Below are 18,584 nucleotides of genomic sequence, written 5' to 3' on the forward strand. Positions count from 1 at the left end.
GTTTTTGAGGAGCAGTTCCGTGAGCGACAAGCTCGAGAAGCCCGAGATCGACTTCCCCGATTTCCCGGTCCCGGCGGACCTCGTGATCGAGGACATCTGGGAGGGCGAGGGCGCCGAGGCCAAGGCCGGTTCCCGGGTCTCCGTTCACTACGTGGGCGTGGCCTACTCGACCGGTGAAGAGTTCGACGCCTCCTGGGGCCGCGGCGCGCCGCTGCAGTTCCAGCTCGGTGTCGGTCAGGTCATCTCCGGCTGGGACACCGGCATCCAGGGCATGAAGGTCGGCGGCCGTCGCAAGCTGGTCATCCCGGCCCACCTCGCCTACGGCGACCGCGGTGCCGGCGGTGCGATCAAGCCGGGCGAGACGCTGATCTTCGTGTGCGACCTGATGGGCGCCTGATCGGTTCCCAGCGATGTGACGCTGTGATGTGACGCCGTGAGGCGTGCGGGGCCCCTGTCGTGAAGGCGGGGGCCCTCGCTTTTGCCCAGGACCGTCGGGGCGGTACGGTCAGCGGTCACGAGGGTGTACCGGGGACACGACTCGAAGGTCTGGAAGGGCGGATGGGCGTCGATGGCGATTGCCAAGGCCGAGCGGCTGATGAATCTGGCGCTGTGTCTGCTGGGGACGCGTCGGCCGCTCAGCAAGCGGGAACTGCGCGGTTCCATCGAGGCCTACATGGAAGCCGGGAACGACGAGTCCTTCAACCGCATGTTCGAGCGGGACAAGGACGATCTGCGGGAGCTCGGGCTGGTCATCGAGACCGTCGAGAACCTGGAGGGCGACACGGGCTATCTGGCCCGTCGTGATTCCAACCGGCTGCCGCCCGTGGCGCTGGACGCCGAGGAGGCCGCGGCCCTGGGGCTCGCCGCCAAGGTGTGGCAGCAGGCGCGGCTCGCCGGGGCGGCCAGTGGCGCCCTGCAGAAGCTGCGCGCCGGCGGGATGCCGGAGGCCTCGGATCCGTACGAGGGCCAGCACAGTGCCATCGAGCCGCGGATCCCGGTGCACGAGGCGGCCTTCGAGCCGCTGATGCTGGCCTGTCGTGATCGCCGTCCGGTGGTCTTCGACTACCGCAAGTCCACCGCGGCCCGTCCCGAGACCCGGCAGGTGGAGCCGTGGGCACTGGAGTGCTGGCGCGGCCACTGGTACCTGGCGGGCTTCGACCGCGACCGCGGGGCGGAGCGCGTGTTCCGGCTGTCCCGGATCACGGGCAAGGTCCGCTCGCGGCAGGCCAAGTACACCGCCGAGGTGCCGGACGTGGTGACCGTACGGGAGACCGTGGCGCGGTGGGCCGGGGAGAGCGCGGAGCGCTCCGCGCTGATCCGGCTGCGGGCGGGGGCGGGCTATCCGCTGCGGTCCAAGGCCACGGCGGTGCGCGAGGGGGCCGGCGGCGAGGGCTGGGACGAGCTGGAGATTCCGTACGGGCACGGGCTGGACGCCTGGCTGGTGGAGTTCGGCCCCGATGTCGTGGTGCTGGAGCCGGCCGATCTGCGGGCCGACGTGGTGGACCGGCTGCGGGCCGTCGCCAAGGGCTGACCCGGCCGCGCGGGAGCCGCGCGGGTGCGGGTGGACCGGGCAAGAACATCGAGCAACGCCCTGAGGGGGAGACGTACCAGCATGGCTGCCAACGCCATCGACCAGACGCGCCGGATGCTGTCCCTGGTGACCTACCTGCGCGAGCGCCCGGGTGCGCACGTCGCGGACGTGGCCCGGGCCTTCGGGATCACCGAGGACGAGCTGATCTCGGACCTCGACGTGCTGCCCATGTGCGGGACCAGTTTCCGGGGCGGTGACCTGCTCGACATCGACACCGACGGGGAGCGCATCTGGTGGCGCAACCCCGATGCCTCGGGGGAGTCCACCGCCGAGCCGCTGCGGCTGGCCGCCGACGAGGCGACGGCGCTGCTGGTGGCCGCCAGAGCCGTGGCCACGCTGCCCGGGCTGCGCGAGGGGGACCGTCAGGCACTGCTGCGGGCCACCGCCAAGCTGGAGGCGGCCGCGGGCGAGGTGGCCGGGGCCAGTTCCCGGCTGTCGGTGACCTTCGAGTCCGAGGGCGGGGTCTTCGCGGACGTGGACCGGGCCATCGCCGAGCAGCGCCGGCTGTGGCTGCGCTACTACTCGCCCGCGCGCGACGAGCTCACCGAACGCAAGGTCGACCCGATCCGGCTGTTCGCGGTCGGGCACACGTACATGGAGGGGTGGTGCCACCTCTCCGAGGCCCGGCGGACCTTCCGGCTGGACCGGGTGGCGGAGATCCGGCTGCTCGACGAGCGGGCCGATCCGCCCGCCATCGAGCCGCGTGATCTGTCCGAGGGGCTGGTCCAGCCGGCCGCCGAGGACCCGGAGGTCGTGGTCGAGGTCGGTCCCGGCGGGCGCTGGGTGGCCGAGTACTACCCGCACGACAGTGCCGAGGAGCTGCCCGAGGGCGGTCTGCGGATCACGTTGCGTACTCCTGACCCGGGTTCGCTGCGGCGTCTGGCGCTGCGGCTGGGCCGCGAGGGGCGGATCGTGGCCCCCGTGGAGCTGGCGGACAGTGCCCGCCGGGCGGCGCGGGAGGCGCTCGCCGCGTACGAGGGCGGCGTGGCCGTGGACGTGGCCGCCGGGAGCGGCGCCGACGCCGGCGGGGATCGGGGCTGAGGGGCCGAGGGGGGATCCGCGCGATGTCGGTCGCGTTCAAGGCGTCCTGTCCCGACTGCCGGGCCCGCTTCGAGCTGGACGCGGGTTCCTTGCGGCTGGCCATCGGCGGCAGCCGGCGTACGACGTTCTACTCCTTCACCTGTCCCGAGTGCGGGGCTCCGGTGCGCAAGCCGGCCGGTGAGCGGATCGTGGAGCTGCTGACCGGTGGTGGCGTGAGCACCCTGCGCAGCGTGTGAGCCGCGCGGTGGCCTAGGCTCGTCGCATGCTGTGGCCGATGTTCGCAATCGCTCTGGGTTTCCTCGGGCTCGCCGTCCTCGGGGTGCTCGCCGTGCGGGTCTTCGTGGAGGTGCGCCGGCTGTCCGTCCAGGTCGCGGACGCCGGGCGGCGGATCTCGGAGGCCTCCGCCGACCTGGAGCGGGCCGCTACGGGCCTGGCCAGGGCGGGGCGCTCCGTGCGGCCATAGCCATCGTCGGGCAACCGTCGTACTGTCTGACCACGCAAGCGGTGATGCCCCGGGGCATTGCCCGGCGTTAACCCCCGGGGGTTACGATCCTTGTCAGAACGGCTTACCGATCTCGGTCGGGCCGTCTTGACTACCACAACCAGCCGTTTCGGTGAGAAGGAAGACACACATGATCGGCAACCTGAAGCCCCTCGAGATCCTCCTGATCGTCGCCGTGATCTTCCTGCTGTTCGGTGCCAAGAAGCTTCCCGACATGGCCCGCTCGCTCGGCAAGTCCGCCCGCATCCTCAAGAGCGAGGCGAAGGCGATGAAGAAGGAGGGGGAGGCGGAGGACGCCGCCACCGCCGCTTCCGTCGCCGACCCGGCCCCCCAGCAGCAGGCCACGGCCCCGCGCACGATCCAGGCGTCGCCCGGCGACGTCACCAGCGCCCGCCCGGTGAACGAGCCCAACCACACCACGCAGGGCTGACGGCGGCCGGTCCGCCGGCCGCGCTCGCACCAGTCAACTGCAACGAGACAAGGGACGTGGGTTGCTCAAGTCTGCCCGCAAGCAGGAGAAGCAGGACAAGAAGGCCAAGGACGCCGAAGGGCGGATGCCCCTTGTCGAGCACCTGCGTGAGCTGAGAAACCGGCTGCTGAAGGCCGTCCTTGGGATCCTCGTGATCACGATCGTGGCCGCGTTCTTCTACAAGGACCTCATCGACTTCATGATGAAGCCGATCCTGGACTCCGTCGGCTGTGCCAACGGTGTGGTCACGCAGCGCGACGGGAAGCCCTGCGCCGCCATGACGGTCAACGGCCTCATCGCCCCGTTCTCCATCGCCCTGAAGGTCTCCCTCACCGCCGGTGTGGTGCTCTCCGCGCCGGTGTGGCTGTACCAGCTGTGGGCCTTCGTGGCCCCGGGGCTGCACAACCACGAGCGCAAGTACGCCGTGGGCTTCGTGGCGATCGGCGCTCCGCTGTTCGGCGCCGGTGCGGTCCTCGCGTACATGGTGCTGCCGCAGACCGCGGTGATCCTGCTGGAGTTCACCCCCGAGAACGCGAGCAACCTGCTGCCGGTCGACGACTACCTCGACCTGATCACGCGCATGATCGTGGTCTTCGGCCTGGCCTTCGAGCTGCCGCTGCTGCTGATCCTGCTCAACGTCACCGGGGTGCTGACCGCGAAGCGGCTGGCGAGCTGGTGGCGGGCCATGGTGCTGGGCATCACGGTCTTCGCGGCGTTCGCGACGCCCACCGGTGACCCGCTGACGATGCTGGCGCTGGCCGCGCCGATCGTCGCCCTGTACTTCATCGCCCTCCTGGTCTGTTACCTCAACGACCGCCGGCGGGTGCGGAACAACCCCGACGCGGGTCTCGACGACGACGAGGCCTCCGAGGTGGATCTGACTCCGGCGGCGGTGGGTGCGGTCGAGCCCGTGGCGGCTCCGGGCGCCCTGCCCGAGCAGGCCGACGGCGGACGCCAGCGGATCAACGGCTACGACGACGCCACCTGATCGACGCGGGTCCGCATCGGCGGGTACATTCCCGCGGGTGAGTGCTGAGATCACCCTCTTCGTCAATCCCACCGCAGGAAGCGGCCGGGCCGCGCACGCAGCGCAGCCGGCCGCTTCCGCGCTTCGCGAGGCCGGCTTCTCGGTGCGGACCGTGGTCGGCGGCGATGCCCCCGACGCGTTGGCGCGGCTGCGCGCCGCGGTGCGCGAGGGCACCGGAGCGGTGATCGCGGTCGGCGGGGACGGGATGGTCTCCCTCGCGCTGCAGGCGCTCGCGGGCACGCTGGTGCCGCTCGGGGTGGGCGCGGTGGGCACCGGGAACGATTTCGCGCGCGCGATGGGACTGCCCGTACGGGAACCCGCGCGGGCGGGCCGGCTGGCCGCGGAGGCGCTCAAGGAGGGCCGGGTCCGCGAGATCGACCTCGGCCGGGTGGCCGGGGCCGGGGAAGGCGCCGGGGCCCGGGACGGCGCCGGCGGCACCTGGTACGGGACCGTGCTGTGCTCCGGCTTCGACTCGCGGGTCAACGACCGGGGCAACCGGATGCGGCTGCCGCTCGGCCGCTTCAAGTACGACCTGGCGATGGCCCTGGAACTCGCCGCCTTCCGGCCCTTCCCGTACCGGATCACCCTGGACGGCGGTCCGGTCCTGGAGACCGAGGCCACGCTGGTGGCCGTCGGCAACGGCTCCTCCTACGGCGGCGGCATGCGCATCTGCGCGGACGCGGTGCCCGACGACGGGCTGTTCGACGTCGTGGTCGTCGGCGACTGCAGCCGCAGCACGCTGCTGAAGGTCTTCCCCCGGGTCTACAAGGGCACCCACGTCGACCATCCGAAGGTCACCGTCCACCGGGCCGCGAAGGTGACCCTGGAGGCGGCCGGCATCACCGCCTACGCGGACGGCGAGCCGCTGGGTCCCCTCCCGGTGACTGCGCGGTGCGTCCCTGCGGCCCTGCGGCTCCTGACGTAGGGCGTCCGGGCCCGCACAAAAGATCGCGACTGTTGTCAGAGGCGGCGGGTAGGCTCGAAGACAAGATGACCGAAGAACTTTCTCCCGCCGAGCGGTACGCCGCTGCCCGGATCCGCGCCGCCGAAGAGGCCACGGCCCTGGCGCCCTTCCGTGAGATGTACGAATTCGACCTGGATCCCTACCAGATCGAGGCCTGCAAGGCACTGGAGGCCGGCAAGGGCGTCCTCGTCGCCGCGCCGACCGGCTCGGGCAAGACCATCGTCGGCGAGTTCGCCGTGCACCTGGCCCTCCAGCAGGGCCGCAAGTGCTTCTACACCACGCCCATCAAGGCCCTGTCGAACCAGAAGTACGCCGACCTCGCCAAGCGCTACGGCGCCGACAAGGTCGGCCTGCTCACCGGCGACAACAGTGTCAACGCCGATGCTCCGGTGGTCGTCATGACCACCGAGGTGCTCCGCAACATGCTGTACGCGGGCTCGCAGGCGCTGAACGGTCTGGGTCACGTGGTGATGGACGAGGTGCACTACCTCTCCGACCGGTTCCGCGGAGCCGTCTGGGAGGAAGTCATCATCCACCTCCCCGAGTCGGTGACCCTGGTCTCGCTGTCCGCCACCGTCTCCAACGCCGAGGAGTTCGGCGACTGGCTCGACACCGTGCGCGGCGACACCCAGGTGATCGTTTCCGAGGAGCGGCCCGTACCGCTGTGGCAGCACGTCATGGCCGGCCGGCGGATCTACGACCTCTTCGAGGAGGGGTCCGACCACGGAGGCCGCGGCTCCGCGCGCCGCGAGGTCAACCCCGACCTGCTGCGGATGGCGCGCGAGGAGAACAGCAGCCGGTACAACCCGAAGGACCGGCGGCGCGGAAAGATGGTCCGCGAGGCCGACCGCGAGCGCGAGCGGCGCTCCCGCGGCCGGATCTGGACCCCTTCGCGGCCCGAGGTCATCGCCCGGCTGGACGGCGACGGGCTGCTGCCCGCCATCAACTTCATCTTCAGCCGGGCCGGATGCGAGGCCGCCGTCCAGCAGTGCCTGTACGCGGGGCTGCGGCTCAACGACGACACCGCGCGGCTCAAGGTGCGCGAGATCGTGGAGGAGCGGACCGCCTCCATCCCCACCGAGGACCTGCACGTCCTGGGGTACTACGAATGGCTCGAAGGGCTGGAGCGGGGCATCGCCGCGCACCACGCGGGCATGCTGCCCACCTTCAAGGAAGTCGTCGAGGAGCTGTTCGTACGGGGTCTGGTGAAGGCCGTGTTCGCCACGGAGACCCTGGCGCTGGGCATCAACATGCCGGCGCGCACGGTCATCCTGGAGAAGCTCGTCAAGTGGAACGGCGAGCAGCACGCGGACATCACCCCGGGCGAGTACACGCAGCTCACCGGCCGGGCCGGGCGGCGCGGCATCGACGTCGAGGGCCACGCGGTGGTGCTGTGGCAGCGGGGCATGGACCCGGCGGGCCTGGCCGGGCTGGCGGGTACCCGTACGTATCCGCTGCGCTCCAGCTTCAAGCCCTCGTACAACATGGCCGTCAACCTGGTCCAGCAGTTCGGGCGGCACCGGTCGCGCGAGCTGCTGGAGACCTCCTTCGCGCAGTTCCAGGCCGACCGCTCGGTCGTCGGGATCTCCCGGCAGGTGCAGCGCAACGAGGAGGGCCTGGACGGTTACCGGGAGGGCATGACCTGCCACCTCGGGAACTTCGAGGAGTACGCGCGGCTGCGCCGCGACCTCAAGGACCGCGAGAACGACCTGGCCAAGCAGGGCGCGGCCCAGCGGCGGGCGCAGGCGGCCACCTCGCTGGAGAAGCTCAAGCCGGGCGACATCATCCACGTGCCGACGGGCAAGTTCGCCGGGCTGGCGCTGGTGCTGGATCCGGGGGTGCCGGCCGGGCGTTCCAACGGGCACCGCGGGCACGAGTACACCGAGGGTCCGCGCCCGCTGGTGCTCACCGTGGAGCGGCAGGTCAAGCGGCTCGCCGGGATCGACTTCCCGGTCCCGGTCGAGGCCATCGAGCGGATGCGGATCCCCAAGACGTTCAACGCCCGTTCCCCGCAGTCCCGTAGGGACCTGGCGTCCCAGCTGCGGAGCAAGGCCGGGCACATCACGGTGGAGCGGCACCGGGGCGGGCGGGCGGCGGCGGCCGACGACCGGGAGATCACGAGGCTGCGCACCGCGCTGCGGGCGCACCCGTGTCACGGCTGCGACGAGCGCGAGGACCACGCCCGTTGGGCGGAGCGCTACCACCGGCTGCAGCGGGACACGCGGCAGCTGGAGCAGCGCATCGAGGGCCGGACGAACACCATCGCCCGCACCTTCGACCGGATCCACGCACTGCTGACGGATCTGGACTACCTGCGCGAGGACGAGGTGACCCCGCACGGGCGGCGGCTCGCGCGGCTCTACGGAGAGCTCGACCTGCTGGCGTCGGAATGCCTGCGGGCCGGTGTCTGGGAGGGGCTGAGCCCGGCCGAACTGGCCGCCTGCATCTCGGCGCTGGTCTTCGAGGCGCGGCAGTCGGACGACGCGGTGGCGCCGAAGGTGCCGGGCGGCGCGGCGAAGGCCGCGCTCGGCGAGATGGTCCACATCTGGGGCCGGCTCGACGCGCTGGAGGAGGAGCACGGCATCAACCAGGCGGAGGGCGTGGGCCAGCGCGAGCCGGACCTCGGCTTCGCGTGGGCGGTGTACCAGTGGGCCTCCGACAAGAGCCTGGACGAGGTGCTGCGCGAGGCGGAGATGCCGGCCGGTGACTTCGTGCGCTGGTGCAAGCAGGTCATCGACGTGCTGGGGCAGGTGGCCGCCGCGGCGCCCTCCTCCTCCGCTTCCTCTCCCGAGGGAGGCAGCACGGTGGCCCGCAACGCCCGCAAGGCGGTGGACGCGCTGCTGCGCGGTGTGGTGGCCTACAGTTCGGTGGGCTAACCGGATTTGTAGCTTCCTCCAGAAGTGGTCATGGCCAGATCTCACCTCTTGCCATGATCGCTTCGGCGTGTCCCGTGAGAAAATCGGATCATGACTGGGGGAACGGACGAAGGGCCGAGACGGGTCGGTCGGCCGCGCGCCGATCAGCTGAGACCGGCGAGCGGGCGGCCGCCGCGCGAGGAACTCCTCTACGCGGCGGCCGAGTTGTTCACGGTCAAGGGGTACGCGGCCACCACCACGCGGGCGGTGGCCGAACGGGCCGGAATGCGCCAGGCCACGATGTACCACTACTTCGGCGGCAAGGAGGAACTCCTCGCCGAACTCCTGGAGTCCACGGTCGCACCCTCCCTGGAGCTGGCCCGCCGGCTGGCCCGGGACGCGGAGCGGCCCGCCGGGCGCCGGCTCTGGGAGCTGTGCCGCTCGGACGTGATGCTGCTGTGCGGGGGGCCGTACAACCTGGGCGCGCTCTACCTGTTGCCGGAGGTCGCCGGTGCCCGCTTCGCCCGCTTCCGCCGGATGCGACAGGAACTCAAGGACATCTACCGGGAGTTGCTCGACGGTACGGGCGTCGGAGCCGAACTCGCCGGTGACCGGGCCGGGCTGGTGCTCCGCAACGACCTCGTCTTCGGCCTCATCGAAGGCGTCATGCTGATCCACCGCGCCGATCCGGGGCGCCCGGTGGCCGCCTTCGCGGAGGCCACCGCCGACGCAGCCCTGCGGATCGCCGGCGTCGACCACTAGGGGGCTCCGTCTCCTCGGGCCCGCCTCCTAGGTGCGGTCCTCGGACCCCGCTTCCCAGCCGGGCCGGTCCTCCCAGGCCCGCAGGGTGCGGGCGCTCTCGATGCGGTGCGCGATCCCGGTGACGGGATCGGTGAACTCCAGGGTGCGGGCCAGGAGCTGGAGCGGACGCCGGTAGTCGTCGGGCGCCGGATCGCGGACCACCGGATAGACCGGGTCGCCCAGGATCGGCAGGCCCAGGCTGTTCATGTGCACCCGCAGCTGGTGGGTGCGCCCGGTGTGCGGGGTCAGCCGGTAGCGCCCGGTGTCCCCCCGGACCGCGAGGAGTTCGGCCAGGGTCTCCGCATTGGGCTCGGCGCCCGCCACCTCCGTCGCCGCCATCACCCCGCGGACCTTCTCGATGTGGCTGCGCAGGGTCCGGGGGAACTCCACCGCCGGGTCGTGGGGCGCGAGCGCCTCGTACTCCTTACGGATCCGCCGCTCCTGGAACATCAGCTGGTAGGCGCCCCGGTCCTCGGGCCGGATGCTGAACAGCACCAGCCCGGCGGTCATCCGGTCCAGCCGGTGCGCGGGGCTCAGCGCGGGCAGGCCGAGCTCCACCCGGAGCCGGGCCAGGGCCGTCTGGAAGACGTGGCTGCCGCGCGGGGTGGTGGCCAGGAAGTGCGGCTTGTCGGCCACCAGCAGGTGCTCGTCGCGGTAGACGACCCCGATGGGGAAGGGCACCACGGGCTCGGGCGGCATGTCCCGGTGGAACCAGAGGAAGCCGCCGGGCTCGTACGGGTCCTGCGGCCGCAGCACCCGGCCGCCGACGCCCAGCACCCGCCCGTCCCGCAGCAGGCGGGCCATGGACTCGGCGCCGCGCGTGCCCTCGTAGCGTGCCGCGAGGTACGAGCCGAGGTCCGGCCAGGTCCCGTCCGGGTCGGGGGGCAGCCGCATGCGGACCGGGTCGATGCCGGAGACCTGGGGCAGGGGTGCGTCGGGGATGTGGGATCTGCGCTTCACCGGGTACAGGCTATGCGGCCGGGCCCGGCACGATCCGAAAGGGGACGCTCTAGCCGCCGGTGAAGGTCCCCAGGTGGTCGGCGTCCAGGTACTCGATGCGGACCGTGCGGTCGGCGGGGGAGAAGAACACCCCGGTGCGGCCGACGGCGTTCTCGCCGGCGGTCTCGAAGCTGAAGGTGTTCCCGTCGTAGTGGGTGAGGGGGAAGACCATCGGCTCCGGACCGAGGGACAGGGTCAGCTTGCCCCGGCTCGTGGCCGCCACGGTCGCCTTGCCGTAGTAGGGGTTCTCGTAGGTGCCGGTGTACGCGGAGTCCTCACCGGCCGGCTTCGCGCCGGTGGGCGGGTGGGCGTAGTCGGTGGGGGAGCGGCCCTCCGCGTTGATCTGCGCGTAGAGGGCGCCCGTCAGGGCCAGCCAGTCGGTGGTGGCCTTCCCGTGTTCGGCGGTGTCGAAGAAGTCGGCCGCGACGGCGTCGGGGAGGCCGACGGGGGCGCCGTTGGTGAGCACGACGATGCCGAGCTTCTCCAGCGGGAGCATGGCGACGCTGGTGTTGGCGCCGAGCTCGAAGGCGCCGGAGTGGCTCAGGCGCAGGCGGCCCGCGTCGTCGTAGCCGACGTTCCAGCCCAGCCCGTAGAAGCCGGTGCGGGCGGTGGGGGAGGCGGGCGGCTGCGACACGATCTCGGGGAGGTGGGTGCGGGCGAGGGTGTCGGCGGGGATGATCCGCTTGCCGTCGAGGGTGCCGCCGGAGAGCTGGAGCCGCAGCCAGCGGGACATGTCGCGGGCGGTGCTGCTCACCCCGCCGGCCGGGGCCTGGGCATCGGGGTCGCGGACGAAGCGGGGGCTCCAGGTGCCGTCCGGATTCTTCACGTGGGTGGCGGCGTGGTCGGGGGCGTCGACGAAGGCCCGGAACTCGGTGCTGGTGTGCGCCATGCCGGCGGGCTTGAAGAGGGTGTCGGCGCTGAGCTTCTGCCAGGTGGTGCCATGGGAGCGGGCGATCGCCTCGGCTCCGGCGGTGAACCCGAAGTTGGTGTAGGCGTAGCTCGCGCGGAAGGGGGACAGGGGCGCCAGGCGCAGGTGGTCGAGGATGTACGCCTGGTCGTAGCCGAGGTCTTCGAGGAGGTCGCCGGCGTGGTCGGGCAGGCCGCTGCGGTGGGAGAGCAGGTCGGCTGTGGTGACGTGGGAGGTCACCCACGGGTCCTTGAGGGCGAAGCCGGGCAGCTCCGTGTGCCGGTCGAACTCGGCGGGGTCCTTGAGGACCCCGGCGACGACGGTGGAGGAGATCGGCTTGGAGAGCGAGGCGACCTGGAAGACGGTGTCGGGGTTCACCGTGGCCGGGTCGCCGACGCGGCGCAGACCGAAGCCCTTGAGGTAGACGACCTTGTCGTCGTGGACGACGGCGACGGAGACGCCCGGGACCCCGGTGCGGCGCATCATCTCGGCGACGGTGGCGTCCAGGCGCCGCACGGCCGTGTCGACTTGGGCGTCGGTGAGCTGGGCGGTGGGCGCGGGCGGCGGGCTCGGCGCGGCGGTCGCGGTCCCGGCCGTGGCCAGGAGGGCGGCTGCTCCGGCTGCCGTGAATGCGCGGAGCGTACGCATGGGGCCATTGTGCCGCTGAACGGGTGCGGGCGCCTTGCGTGGGCCGCCTGGCGGCGGCCGGGGTCCGGTGGCCGGGGTCCGGTGGCCGGGCCGCCCCGTGCCCCGGAGGCCGGTCCTGGACCCGGTGGACGCCCGCCGCGGGGTGCCCGTGCGGGCGAGGTGGGCTCGTCCCCTACCCGCCCTTCCACCGTTCCCCGGGCTCCGCCCGGACCCGTACGCGCGCTGCGCGCCCGTGCCCTCAAACGCCGGGCGGGCTGGTTTTGCCGCTGCGCGGCACAATCCAGCCCCGTCGGCGTTTGAGGGCACGGGGCCCGGGGCGGGGTAGGGGACGGCCCCGCAGGGTTGCGTCGCGCCGGGGTGATGCGCGCAGCGCCCACTTCAGGGGACCAGGGTCCCGTGGTGGGTCAGGACGCGGCGGAGGCCAGGGTGCGTTCCTGCTCGGCTTCGACTTCCGCGTTCCAGTCCCGCTTGATCGCGCGCCAGCCCTCGTCCGTCTGGCCCAGCCGCCAGTAGCCGGAGATCGACAGGCGTTCGCGCGGGATGCCGCGCTCGATGCGCAGGTGGTGGCGCAGGGATCTGACGAAGCCGGCCTCGCCGTGCACGAAGGCGTGGACGTCGGCGGAGGGGAAGGCCAGGGCCTGGACGGCCTCGGTCAGCGCCTCCCCGATCGGGCGGGACCCGCGGTGGATCCAGACCGGGACGACGCCGTCGGGAGTGGCGATCCTCTGCTCGTCGTCCGGGCCCTCGACCTCCACGAGCGCGTGGACCCGCGCCCCGGCGGGCATCCGCTCCATCGCCGCGCCGATGGCCGGCAGGGCGCTCTCGTCGCCGACCAGGAGGTGCCAGCCCGCGGCCGGGTCCGGGGCGTAGGCCCCGCCCGGGCCGAGGAAGCGTACGAGTTCGCCCGGCTGGACGCGGGCGGCCCAGGGGCCGGCCAGTCCTTCGTCGCCGTGGACGACGAAGTCGAGGGTCAGTTCCAGGTGGGCCGGGTCCCAGGCGCGCACCGTGTACGCGCGCTGGCGCGGCCACTCCTCGCGGGGGTGGTCCGCCCGGATCCGGTCCAGGTCCCAGGGGGTGGTGTACGTGACGCCGTCGGGTGCGAAGAGCAGTTTCACGTAGTGGTCGGTGTACGTGCCCGCACCGAATCCGGCCAGCCCCGCACCGCCCAACACGATCCGCACCATGTGCGGGCTCAACCGCTCGGTCCGCACGACGACTGCGGTGCCGACCTTGCGGGCGCGTCCTTCTGCCACGACGTCTCCCTGACTTTCCGACCCTGACTCCGTGAAGCTTAGGATTACCTAAGTTAGCACCTCAGGGGCGGAGTGCGCTGCCCAGGCGTTCAACGGCTCCACTCAGGCCCCACCGGTGCGCGAGAGCAGCCACCAGATCCGGCTGGGCCGGGGCGGCCGGAAGCGCCGGGTCGAACGGCGGAAGCGGAACGTCCGAGGCGACCTGGACCACCTTGGGGGCCACGGCCAGATAAGGCCGCGACTCGTCCAGCCGCTTGCGCTGGGTGGGGGTCAGCTTCGACTTCGGGTCCTCGATCGCCGCGATGATTCCGGCCAGGTTCCCGTAGGCGTCCAACAGCTTCGCCGCCGTCTTCTCGCCGATGCCGGGGACGCCCGGCAGGCCGTCGCTCGGGTCGCCGCGCAGCAGCGCGAGATCGGCGTATCCGGGGCCGTCCACCCCGTACTTCTCGCGGAGCCACGCCTCGTCGGTCACCTGGAGGGTGCCCACGCCCTTCAGCGGGTACAGGACCCGGCGCTGCTTCGCGTCGTCGACCAGCTGGTACAGGTCCCGGTCGCCCGTGACGATGTCCACCGGGCCGGTCGCCCGGCCGGTCAGGGTGCCGATCACGTCGTCGGCCTCGTACCCGGCGACCCCCACCCGGGCGATGCCGAAGGCGTCCAGGGCCGCCTCGATGATCGGGACCTGCGGGGCCAGGGTGTCCGGGGTCTCCTCCACGTCCGGGCCGCTTTCCGTCTCCTGCGCGACCCGGTGGGCCTTGTAGGAGGGGATCAGCTCCACCCGCCAGTGGGGCCGCCAGTCGGCGTCCATGCAGGCCACCAGGTCGTCGGGCCGGTGGTCCTGCACGAGGCGGCCGATGAAGTCGAGCAGTCCGCGGACGGCGTTGACCGGAGTGCCGTCGGGGGCCTTCACGGAGTCCGGCACGCCGAAGTACGCGCGGTAGTAGAGGGAAGCGGTGTCCAGGAGCATCAGGCGTCGTGTCGTCGTCACGGTCACGATGATGCACTGAGGGCAAACGGAAAGTGGCGCAGGTACGGCCTCCTCTGCCCGTGAGCGCGAAACCGGGGCCGGTTGCTGCGTAAGGTGCTTACAGCACACCGATGCGCGATGTGCGAGGGACCGGACCGAACGGAACAAGGCCGGACCAACCGAAACAAGGGGAGGGCAGCCCCGCCATGGACGACAGGGACGGCACCGACGGCAAGCACGGCACCAGCGCGACGACCGGCGCGGACGACAAGGAGCGGGACCGGGACAAGGACTCCAAGGAACCGCTCCGGGTGGGTGTGGCCGTGCGCAAGAGACGCCGGGCCCTGCACCTGACCCTCGCCGCGGTGTCCGCGCGCAGCGGACTGTCGGTCCCCTTCCTGAGCCAGATAGAGAACGAGCGGGCCCGGCCCAGCATGCGGTCCCTCGAACGGGTCGCCGACGCGCTGGAGACCACGGCCGTCGACCTGCTGGCCGCCTCCGACACCGCGCGCACCGTGGACCTCGTACGGGCCGGCGACGATTCCGCGCTGACCCCCGTCCCGGGCGTACGGCCCCTCGTGCGCGGGCACCATCAGTTGCACGCCCTGGAGTTCACCGGGGACCAGGACGCGGGCCGCGAGTACCAGCACCGCAACGACGAGCTGATGTACGTGGTCTCGGGCGCCTGCCAGGTGGAGGCCGAGGGGCGGGCGTACCGGCTGGAGAACGGCGACGCGCTGTTCCTGTCCGGCGGGGTGCGCCACCGCTGGCGGGCCGTCACGGAGGACACCCGGATCCTGATCGTCGCGGTCGGCGAACACATCCACGCGACCTCCGAGCCGCCCTCGCCGGGACACTGACCGGATGCGGGTCGTTTCGCTGGTGCCGTCCCTGACCGAGGCGGTGGCCGTGAGCGCGCCCGGGGTGCTGGTCGGGGTGACCGACTGGTGCACGCACCCGGTCGCGCTGGGGGACGTGGCGCGCATCGGGGGGACGAAGAACCCCGACGTACGGGCGATCGCGGAGCTGTGCCCGGATCTGGTCCTCGCCAACGAGGAGGAGAACCGGGCTCCGGACCTGGCGGCGCTGCGGGAGGCCGGGCTGGAGGTCCTGGTCACCGAGGTACGGGACCTCCCGCAGGCGTTCACCGAGTTGGACCGGGTGCTGGTGGGGGCCATGGGGCTGGAGCGGCCCCGGTGGCTGGCGGAAGCGGAGGCCGCCTGGGCCCGCGCGGAGCCTGCCGGAGAGCCGCGGACGGCCTTCGTGCCGGTCTGGCGCCGGCCCTGGATGGTGCTGGGCCGCGACACCTTCGCGGGGGACCTGCTGGCCCGCCTCGGGGTGCGCAACGCCTACGCCGGGCACCCGGAGCGCTACCCGAGGATCCCGGCGGCCGAGCTGGCCGCCGCCGGCTGCGAGCTCGTGGTGTTCCCGGACGAGCCGTACCGCTTCACGCCCGGGGACGGGCCCGAGGCCTTCCCCGGCATCCCGGCCGCGTTCGTCGACGGCCGCCACCTGACCTGGTACGGACCCTCGCTGGCCGGTGCCCCGGAGGTGCTGGGGGCGGCCCTGCGGGCCTCGCTCCTCTAGCGGGGCGCGGCCAGCAGGCGGCCGGTGGCCAGGCCGCGCAGGGTGTTCGCCGCGGCCAGGAGCCAGGCGGTCAGCAGGGCCAGGAAGAGGGCCGCGGCCAGCCAGGAGAAGGCGGAGAGGCCGGTGTGCCGGGCCAGTCCGGCGGCGCCGGTGACGCAGGTGCCGACGGGGAAGGTCAGCGCCCACCAGGTCATGGCGAACCCCATGCCGTCCCGGGCGGCCCGCACCAGCATCGCCGCGGCCAGCGCCAGCCACAGCAGGGCGAATCCCATCACGGGGACCCCGTAGACGACCGCGAAGGCGGAGAAGGCGCCGGAGTAGGGGCCGGGCATCGATCGGGGGGCCATGTCCGCGAGGGAGTTCACGGCGGTGGTGGACTGGCCGAGGGGGCCCAGGACCAGGAACAGGGTCGGGGTGAGGGCCAGGGGGAGGGGGCCGCTGACGATCAGCCGGCCGAAGATCAGGGGGAGCAGCAGCAGGGTGGCGAGCAGGCTGAGGCCGAACATCGCGTAGCAGCCGAGCAGCATGGCCTCGCGGGCCTGGCCGGCGGGGAGATGGGGGATGAGCAGGGGGCCGAGCGCGGCGGAGACCATGGGCGCGACCACCGGGAGCAGCCAGACGGGGGTGGCCTGGTGGGCCTCGACCTTGTGGCGCACCACCATCAGGTAGGGGACGGCCACGGCCGCGAGGAGGCCTGTCGCGGTGCCCGCGGTGAACAGGACCGTGTCCACGGCGATGGCGGCGGGGAGGCCGATGAGGTCCTTGCCGACGATGAGCGCACCGCCGCCGACGGCCAGCAGGGCCATCGAGAGGCAGCCGTAGAAGGGGGCCACGGCGGGGTCCAGGAGGTGGGCGCGGGCCTGGTCGCGGTGGTGGAGCCAGTGGCCGGCCCGGGCGGTCAGCAGGACCGCGAGGGCGGTGGCGGCCAGCACCCAGAAGATCTGGCAGACCACGCGCTGGCCGGGGAGCTGGTACGGGAGGGTCGCGCCGGCATTGGCGATGATCGCCGTGCCCATGACGGAGGCGTACCAGTTGGGGCCGAGGTGCCGCAGGGAGGGGGCCTTGTGGGCCGCTGCGGTGCGGAGGGTCCCGGGGGTGGTGGGGCGGGGTCGTACGAGCGTGGTGGCCATGGGTCCAGCGTCCCGCCGGGCGGGGCCGGACGGCAGAGGGGATCTTCCTATGAGGGCATAAACTGCAGTTATGGGTAATGGGCACGGTAATGAGGAGTGGGTCGAGGGGCAGGTTCCCCTGGCGCACCGGGTCCCGGACCTGGGGGCCATGGAGCTGCTGCTCGCGGTCGCGCGCGTGGGCAGTCTGAGCGCCGCCGCGCGACGGCTCGGGATCACCCAGCCCGCCGCCAGCAGCCGGATCCGGGCGATGGAGACCCGGCTCGGGGTCGCGCTCGTGGACCGCTCCCCGCGCGGGTCGACGCTGACCGCGGAGGGTGCGCTGGTCACGGACTGGGCCCGGCGGGTGGTGGAGGCGGCCGAGGCCTTCGACGCGGGCGCGCAGGCGCTGCGGGGCCGCCGCGACTCCCGGCTGCGGGTCGCCGCCAGCATGACCATCGCGGAGTACCTGCTGCCCGGCTGGCTGATCGCCCTGCGCGGGCAGCGGCCGGACACGGCGGTGTCGCTGCACGCGGGGAACTCGGCGGTGGTGGCGGAACGGGTGCTCGCGCACGAGGCGGACCTCGGCTTCGTGGAAGGGCTGAGCGTGCCGGAGGGGCTGGACTCGGTGGTCATCGCGCAGGACCGCCTCGTGGTGGCGGTGGCCCCCGGGCACCCCTGGGCCCGGCGCACCCGCGGGGTGGAGCCGGCGGAGCTCGCGGCGACGCCGCTGATCCTGCGGGAGCGGGGGTCGGGGACCCGGCAGGTCCTGGACGCGGCGCTGGCCGGGTGCGGGGGGCTGGCGGAACCGCTGCTGGAGCTGGCCTCCACCACCGCGGTGAAGGCGGCGGCGGTGAGCGGGGCCGGGCCGTGCGTGCTGTCGGAACTGGCGGTCGGGGACGAGATGGCGGGGCGGCGGCTGGTGTCCGTGCCGGTGCTCGGGGCGGGGCTGGAGCGGGAACTCCGGGCGGTCTGGCCCGCAGGAGCCCGCCCGGCGGGTCCCGCACGGGACCTCCTGGCGCTGACCCGCCGCTGAGGCCCCTGGGGCTCCGCCCCAGACCCCGGTCCTCAAGCGCCGGACGGCTGAAAGGGCGCGCCGGGCGGCCCGCAGGGGAAGGGTGCGCCCCGGTCAGGTGCCCGGTGGGGTGGAGGCTGCTGTGATCAGGGCTGACATGACGCGGGTGTCCTTGTCCAGTTCCGGGTGCCATTGGACGCCCAGGGTCCAGGGGGCGTCGGGGAGTTCGATGGACTCCACCGTGCCGTCGGCGGCGTGGGAGGAGGCGATCAGGCCCCGGCCCAGGCGGTCGACGGCCTGGTGGTGGTAGGTCGGGACCTCCGACTCCTCCGGGACCAGGGCCGCGTAGAGCGTGCCGGGGACCGGGCGGACCGGGTGCCAGGAGACCACGCCGGGGCTCAGCACGTGGCCGTCGATGTGCTGGATCAGGGTGCCGCCCAGGGCCACGTTCAGCGCCTGCATGCCACGGCAGATGCCGAGCAGGGGCGTACCGGAGGCCAGCGCCTGTGTGATGAGCGCGAGCTCCCACGCGTCGCGGACGGTGGCCGCCGGTCCGGTGCGGGGATCGCGCGGAGCCCCGTACCGGACCGGGTCCACGTCCGGGCCGCCCGCGACGACCAGGCCGTCCAGCCGGGTCAGCACCTCCGCCGCCGCCTCCGGTTCGTCCGGCGGGAGCAGGACGGCGGTGCCGCCCGAGGCCTGGACGAGCTCGTAGTACCCGGTGGGGACGAGGGCGGTGGGGACGTCCCACACCCCGTAACGGGTGGACTTCTCGACGTAGGTGCTGATGCCGATGAGCGGCCTGGGCAAGGGAGTACCTCCGGGAGGAGCGAGAGGGGCTGGAGGGGAGCG

General features: G+C 72.7%; 19 protein-coding genes. 13 read left to right on the forward strand and 6 right to left on the reverse strand.

The window, feature by feature from the left end:
• Window positions 1–19 precede the first annotated feature (19 nt).
• From OG898_RS23545 to OG898_RS23590, 10 genes are all read left to right on the forward strand, one after another.
• Window positions 20–397 (forward strand): FKBP-type peptidyl-prolyl cis-trans isomerase, encoded by a 378-nt coding sequence (locus tag OG898_RS23545; protein ID WP_250740366.1) that lies wholly within the window; start codon window positions 20–22, stop codon window positions 395–397.
• A 171-nt stretch (window positions 398–568) separates the two neighbouring features.
• Entirely contained in the window at window positions 569–1,531 is a 963-nt protein-coding gene (locus tag OG898_RS23550) for a YafY family protein (protein ID WP_250740367.1), read from the forward strand.
• An 81-nt stretch (window positions 1,532–1,612) separates the two neighbouring features.
• The gene (locus tag OG898_RS23555) at window positions 1,613–2,632 is read left to right on the forward strand and encodes a YafY family protein (protein WP_250740368.1); all 1,020 of its coding nucleotides are present in this window, start codon (window positions 1,613–1,615) and stop codon (window positions 2,630–2,632) included.
• A gap of 23 nt (window positions 2,633–2,655) precedes the next feature.
• Window positions 2,656–2,868 carry a CpXC domain-containing protein gene (locus tag OG898_RS23560; protein ID WP_243334037.1) on the forward strand — a complete coding sequence of 71 codons (213 nt, stop codon included), beginning with the start codon at window positions 2,656–2,658 and terminating at the stop codon, window positions 2,866–2,868.
• Between the two features lie 26 nt (window positions 2,869–2,894).
• A complete protein-coding gene (locus OG898_RS23565; protein ID WP_250740369.1) occupies window positions 2,895–3,095 on the forward strand; it encodes a hypothetical protein in 201 nt (66 codons plus the stop codon).
• Window positions 3,096–3,264: 169 nt separating this feature from the next.
• Window positions 3,265–3,564 (forward strand): Sec-independent protein translocase subunit TatA, encoded by a 300-nt coding sequence (tatA, locus tag OG898_RS23570; protein WP_243334040.1) that lies wholly within the window; start codon window positions 3,265–3,267, stop codon window positions 3,562–3,564.
• 61 nt (window positions 3,565–3,625) lie between these two features.
• Entirely contained in the window at window positions 3,626–4,591 is a 966-nt protein-coding gene (tatC, locus tag OG898_RS23575; protein WP_250740370.1) for a twin-arginine translocase subunit TatC, read from the forward strand.
• Window positions 4,592–4,628: 37 nt separating this feature from the next.
• Window positions 4,629–5,555: a diacylglycerol kinase gene (locus OG898_RS23580; RefSeq protein ID WP_266959070.1), complete on the forward strand. Its 927-nt coding sequence runs from the start codon at window positions 4,629–4,631 to the stop codon at window positions 5,553–5,555.
• Window positions 5,556–5,620: 65 nt separating this feature from the next.
• Window positions 5,621–8,470, forward strand: coding sequence for an RNA helicase (locus OG898_RS23585; RefSeq protein WP_250740372.1), 2,850 nt, complete (start codon window positions 5,621–5,623; stop codon window positions 8,468–8,470).
• A 90-nt stretch (window positions 8,471–8,560) separates the two neighbouring features.
• Window positions 8,561–9,211, forward strand: a complete 651-nt coding sequence (locus OG898_RS23590; RefSeq protein ID WP_250740373.1) for a TetR/AcrR family transcriptional regulator — start codon at window positions 8,561–8,563, stop codon at window positions 9,209–9,211.
• 27 nt (window positions 9,212–9,238) lie between these two features.
• Here OG898_RS23590 and OG898_RS23595 read toward each other — a convergent pair whose 3' ends face one another.
• The 4 genes from OG898_RS23595 to OG898_RS23610 form a co-directional block, all read right to left on the reverse strand.
• Window positions 9,239–10,210 (reverse strand): RluA family pseudouridine synthase, encoded by a 972-nt coding sequence (locus tag OG898_RS23595; protein WP_250740374.1) that lies wholly within the window; start codon window positions 10,208–10,210, stop codon window positions 9,239–9,241.
• A 49-nt stretch (window positions 10,211–10,259) separates the two neighbouring features.
• Window positions 10,260–11,804 carry a serine hydrolase gene (locus tag OG898_RS23600; RefSeq protein ID WP_266959073.1) on the reverse strand — a complete coding sequence of 515 codons (1,545 nt, stop codon included), beginning with the start codon at window positions 11,802–11,804 and terminating at the stop codon, window positions 10,260–10,262.
• Between the two features lie 404 nt (window positions 11,805–12,208).
• A complete protein-coding gene (locus OG898_RS23605) occupies window positions 12,209–13,057 on the reverse strand; it encodes a siderophore-interacting protein (RefSeq protein WP_250740376.1) in 849 nt (282 codons plus the stop codon).
• 61 nt (window positions 13,058–13,118) lie between these two features.
• Window positions 13,119–14,024 carry a 5'-3' exonuclease gene (locus OG898_RS23610; RefSeq protein ID WP_250740409.1) on the reverse strand — a complete coding sequence of 302 codons (906 nt, stop codon included), beginning with the start codon at window positions 14,022–14,024 and terminating at the stop codon, window positions 13,119–13,121.
• 311 nt (window positions 14,025–14,335) lie between these two features.
• Here OG898_RS23610 and OG898_RS23615 point away from each other — a divergent pair, with 311 nt between their 5' ends.
• Together OG898_RS23615 and OG898_RS23620 are read left to right on the forward strand one after the other, a co-directional pair.
• On the forward strand, window positions 14,336–14,884 hold the full coding sequence (locus OG898_RS23615) for a helix-turn-helix domain-containing protein (RefSeq protein ID WP_250740410.1): 549 nt from the start codon (window positions 14,336–14,338) through the stop codon (window positions 14,882–14,884).
• 4 nt (window positions 14,885–14,888) lie between these two features.
• Entirely contained in the window at window positions 14,889–15,611 is a 723-nt protein-coding gene (locus OG898_RS23620) for a helical backbone metal receptor (protein ID WP_266959076.1), read from the forward strand.
• Here OG898_RS23620 and OG898_RS23625 read toward each other — a convergent pair.
• Entirely contained in the window at window positions 15,608–16,741 is a 1,134-nt protein-coding gene (locus tag OG898_RS23625; RefSeq protein ID WP_266959077.1) for a TDT family transporter, read from the reverse strand. The two genes, OG898_RS23620 and OG898_RS23625, sit on opposite strands and share 4 nt — an antisense overlap.
• 70 nt (window positions 16,742–16,811) lie before the next feature.
• On the opposite strand from OG898_RS23625, the gene OG898_RS23630 reads away from it, so the two are divergent.
• The gene (locus OG898_RS23630) at window positions 16,812–17,753 is read left to right on the forward strand and encodes a LysR family transcriptional regulator (protein ID WP_250740379.1); all 942 of its coding nucleotides are present in this window, start codon (window positions 16,812–16,814) and stop codon (window positions 17,751–17,753) included.
• A gap of 93 nt (window positions 17,754–17,846) precedes the next feature.
• On the opposite strand, the gene OG898_RS23635 is transcribed toward OG898_RS23630, so the two are convergent.
• Window positions 17,847–18,542: a gamma-glutamyl-gamma-aminobutyrate hydrolase family protein gene (locus OG898_RS23635; RefSeq protein WP_266959078.1), complete on the reverse strand. Its 696-nt coding sequence runs from the start codon at window positions 18,540–18,542 to the stop codon at window positions 17,847–17,849.
• Between the last annotated feature and the right edge of the window lie 42 nt (window positions 18,543–18,584).

Origin of the sequence: Streptomyces sp. NBC_00193, assembly GCF_026342735.1 — a bacterium.
Classification (GTDB): Bacteria; Actinomycetota; Actinomycetes; order Streptomycetales; family Streptomycetaceae; genus Streptomyces; species Streptomyces stoeckheimensis.

What these genes read in the sequence shown, in the direction of transcription:
- OG898_RS23555 (WP_250740368.1), top strand. Translation starts at nt 1,613, where the DNA reads ATGGCTGCCAACGCCATCGACCAGACGCGCCGGATGCTGTCCCTGGTG.
- OG898_RS23610 (WP_250740409.1), bottom strand. Translation starts at nt 14,024, where the DNA reads ATGCTCCTGGACACCGCTTCCCTCTACTACCGCGCGTACTTCGGCGTG.
- OG898_RS23590 (WP_250740373.1), top strand. Translation starts at nt 8,561, where the DNA reads ATGACTGGGGGAACGGACGAAGGGCCGAGACGGGTCGGTCGGCCGCGC.
- OG898_RS23550 (WP_250740367.1), top strand. Translation starts at nt 569, where the DNA reads ATGGCGATTGCCAAGGCCGAGCGGCTGATGAATCTGGCGCTGTGTCTG.
- OG898_RS23620 (WP_266959076.1), top strand. Translation starts at nt 14,889, where the DNA reads ATGCGGGTCGTTTCGCTGGTGCCGTCCCTGACCGAGGCGGTGGCCGTG.
- OG898_RS23600 (WP_266959073.1), bottom strand. Translation starts at nt 11,804, where the DNA reads ATGCGTACGCTCCGCGCATTCACGGCAGCCGGAGCAGCCGCCCTCCTG.
- OG898_RS23625 (WP_266959077.1), bottom strand. Translation starts at nt 16,741, where the DNA reads ATGGCCACCACGCTCGTACGACCCCGCCCCACCACCCCCGGGACCCTC.
- OG898_RS23630 (WP_250740379.1), top strand. Translation starts at nt 16,812, where the DNA reads ATGGGTAATGGGCACGGTAATGAGGAGTGGGTCGAGGGGCAGGTTCCC.
- OG898_RS23560 (WP_243334037.1), top strand. Translation starts at nt 2,656, where the DNA reads ATGTCGGTCGCGTTCAAGGCGTCCTGTCCCGACTGCCGGGCCCGCTTC.
- OG898_RS23585 (WP_250740372.1), top strand. Translation starts at nt 5,621, where the DNA reads ATGACCGAAGAACTTTCTCCCGCCGAGCGGTACGCCGCTGCCCGGATC.
- tatA (WP_243334040.1), top strand. Translation starts at nt 3,265, where the DNA reads ATGATCGGCAACCTGAAGCCCCTCGAGATCCTCCTGATCGTCGCCGTG.
- OG898_RS23565 (WP_250740369.1), top strand. Translation starts at nt 2,895, where the DNA reads ATGCTGTGGCCGATGTTCGCAATCGCTCTGGGTTTCCTCGGGCTCGCC.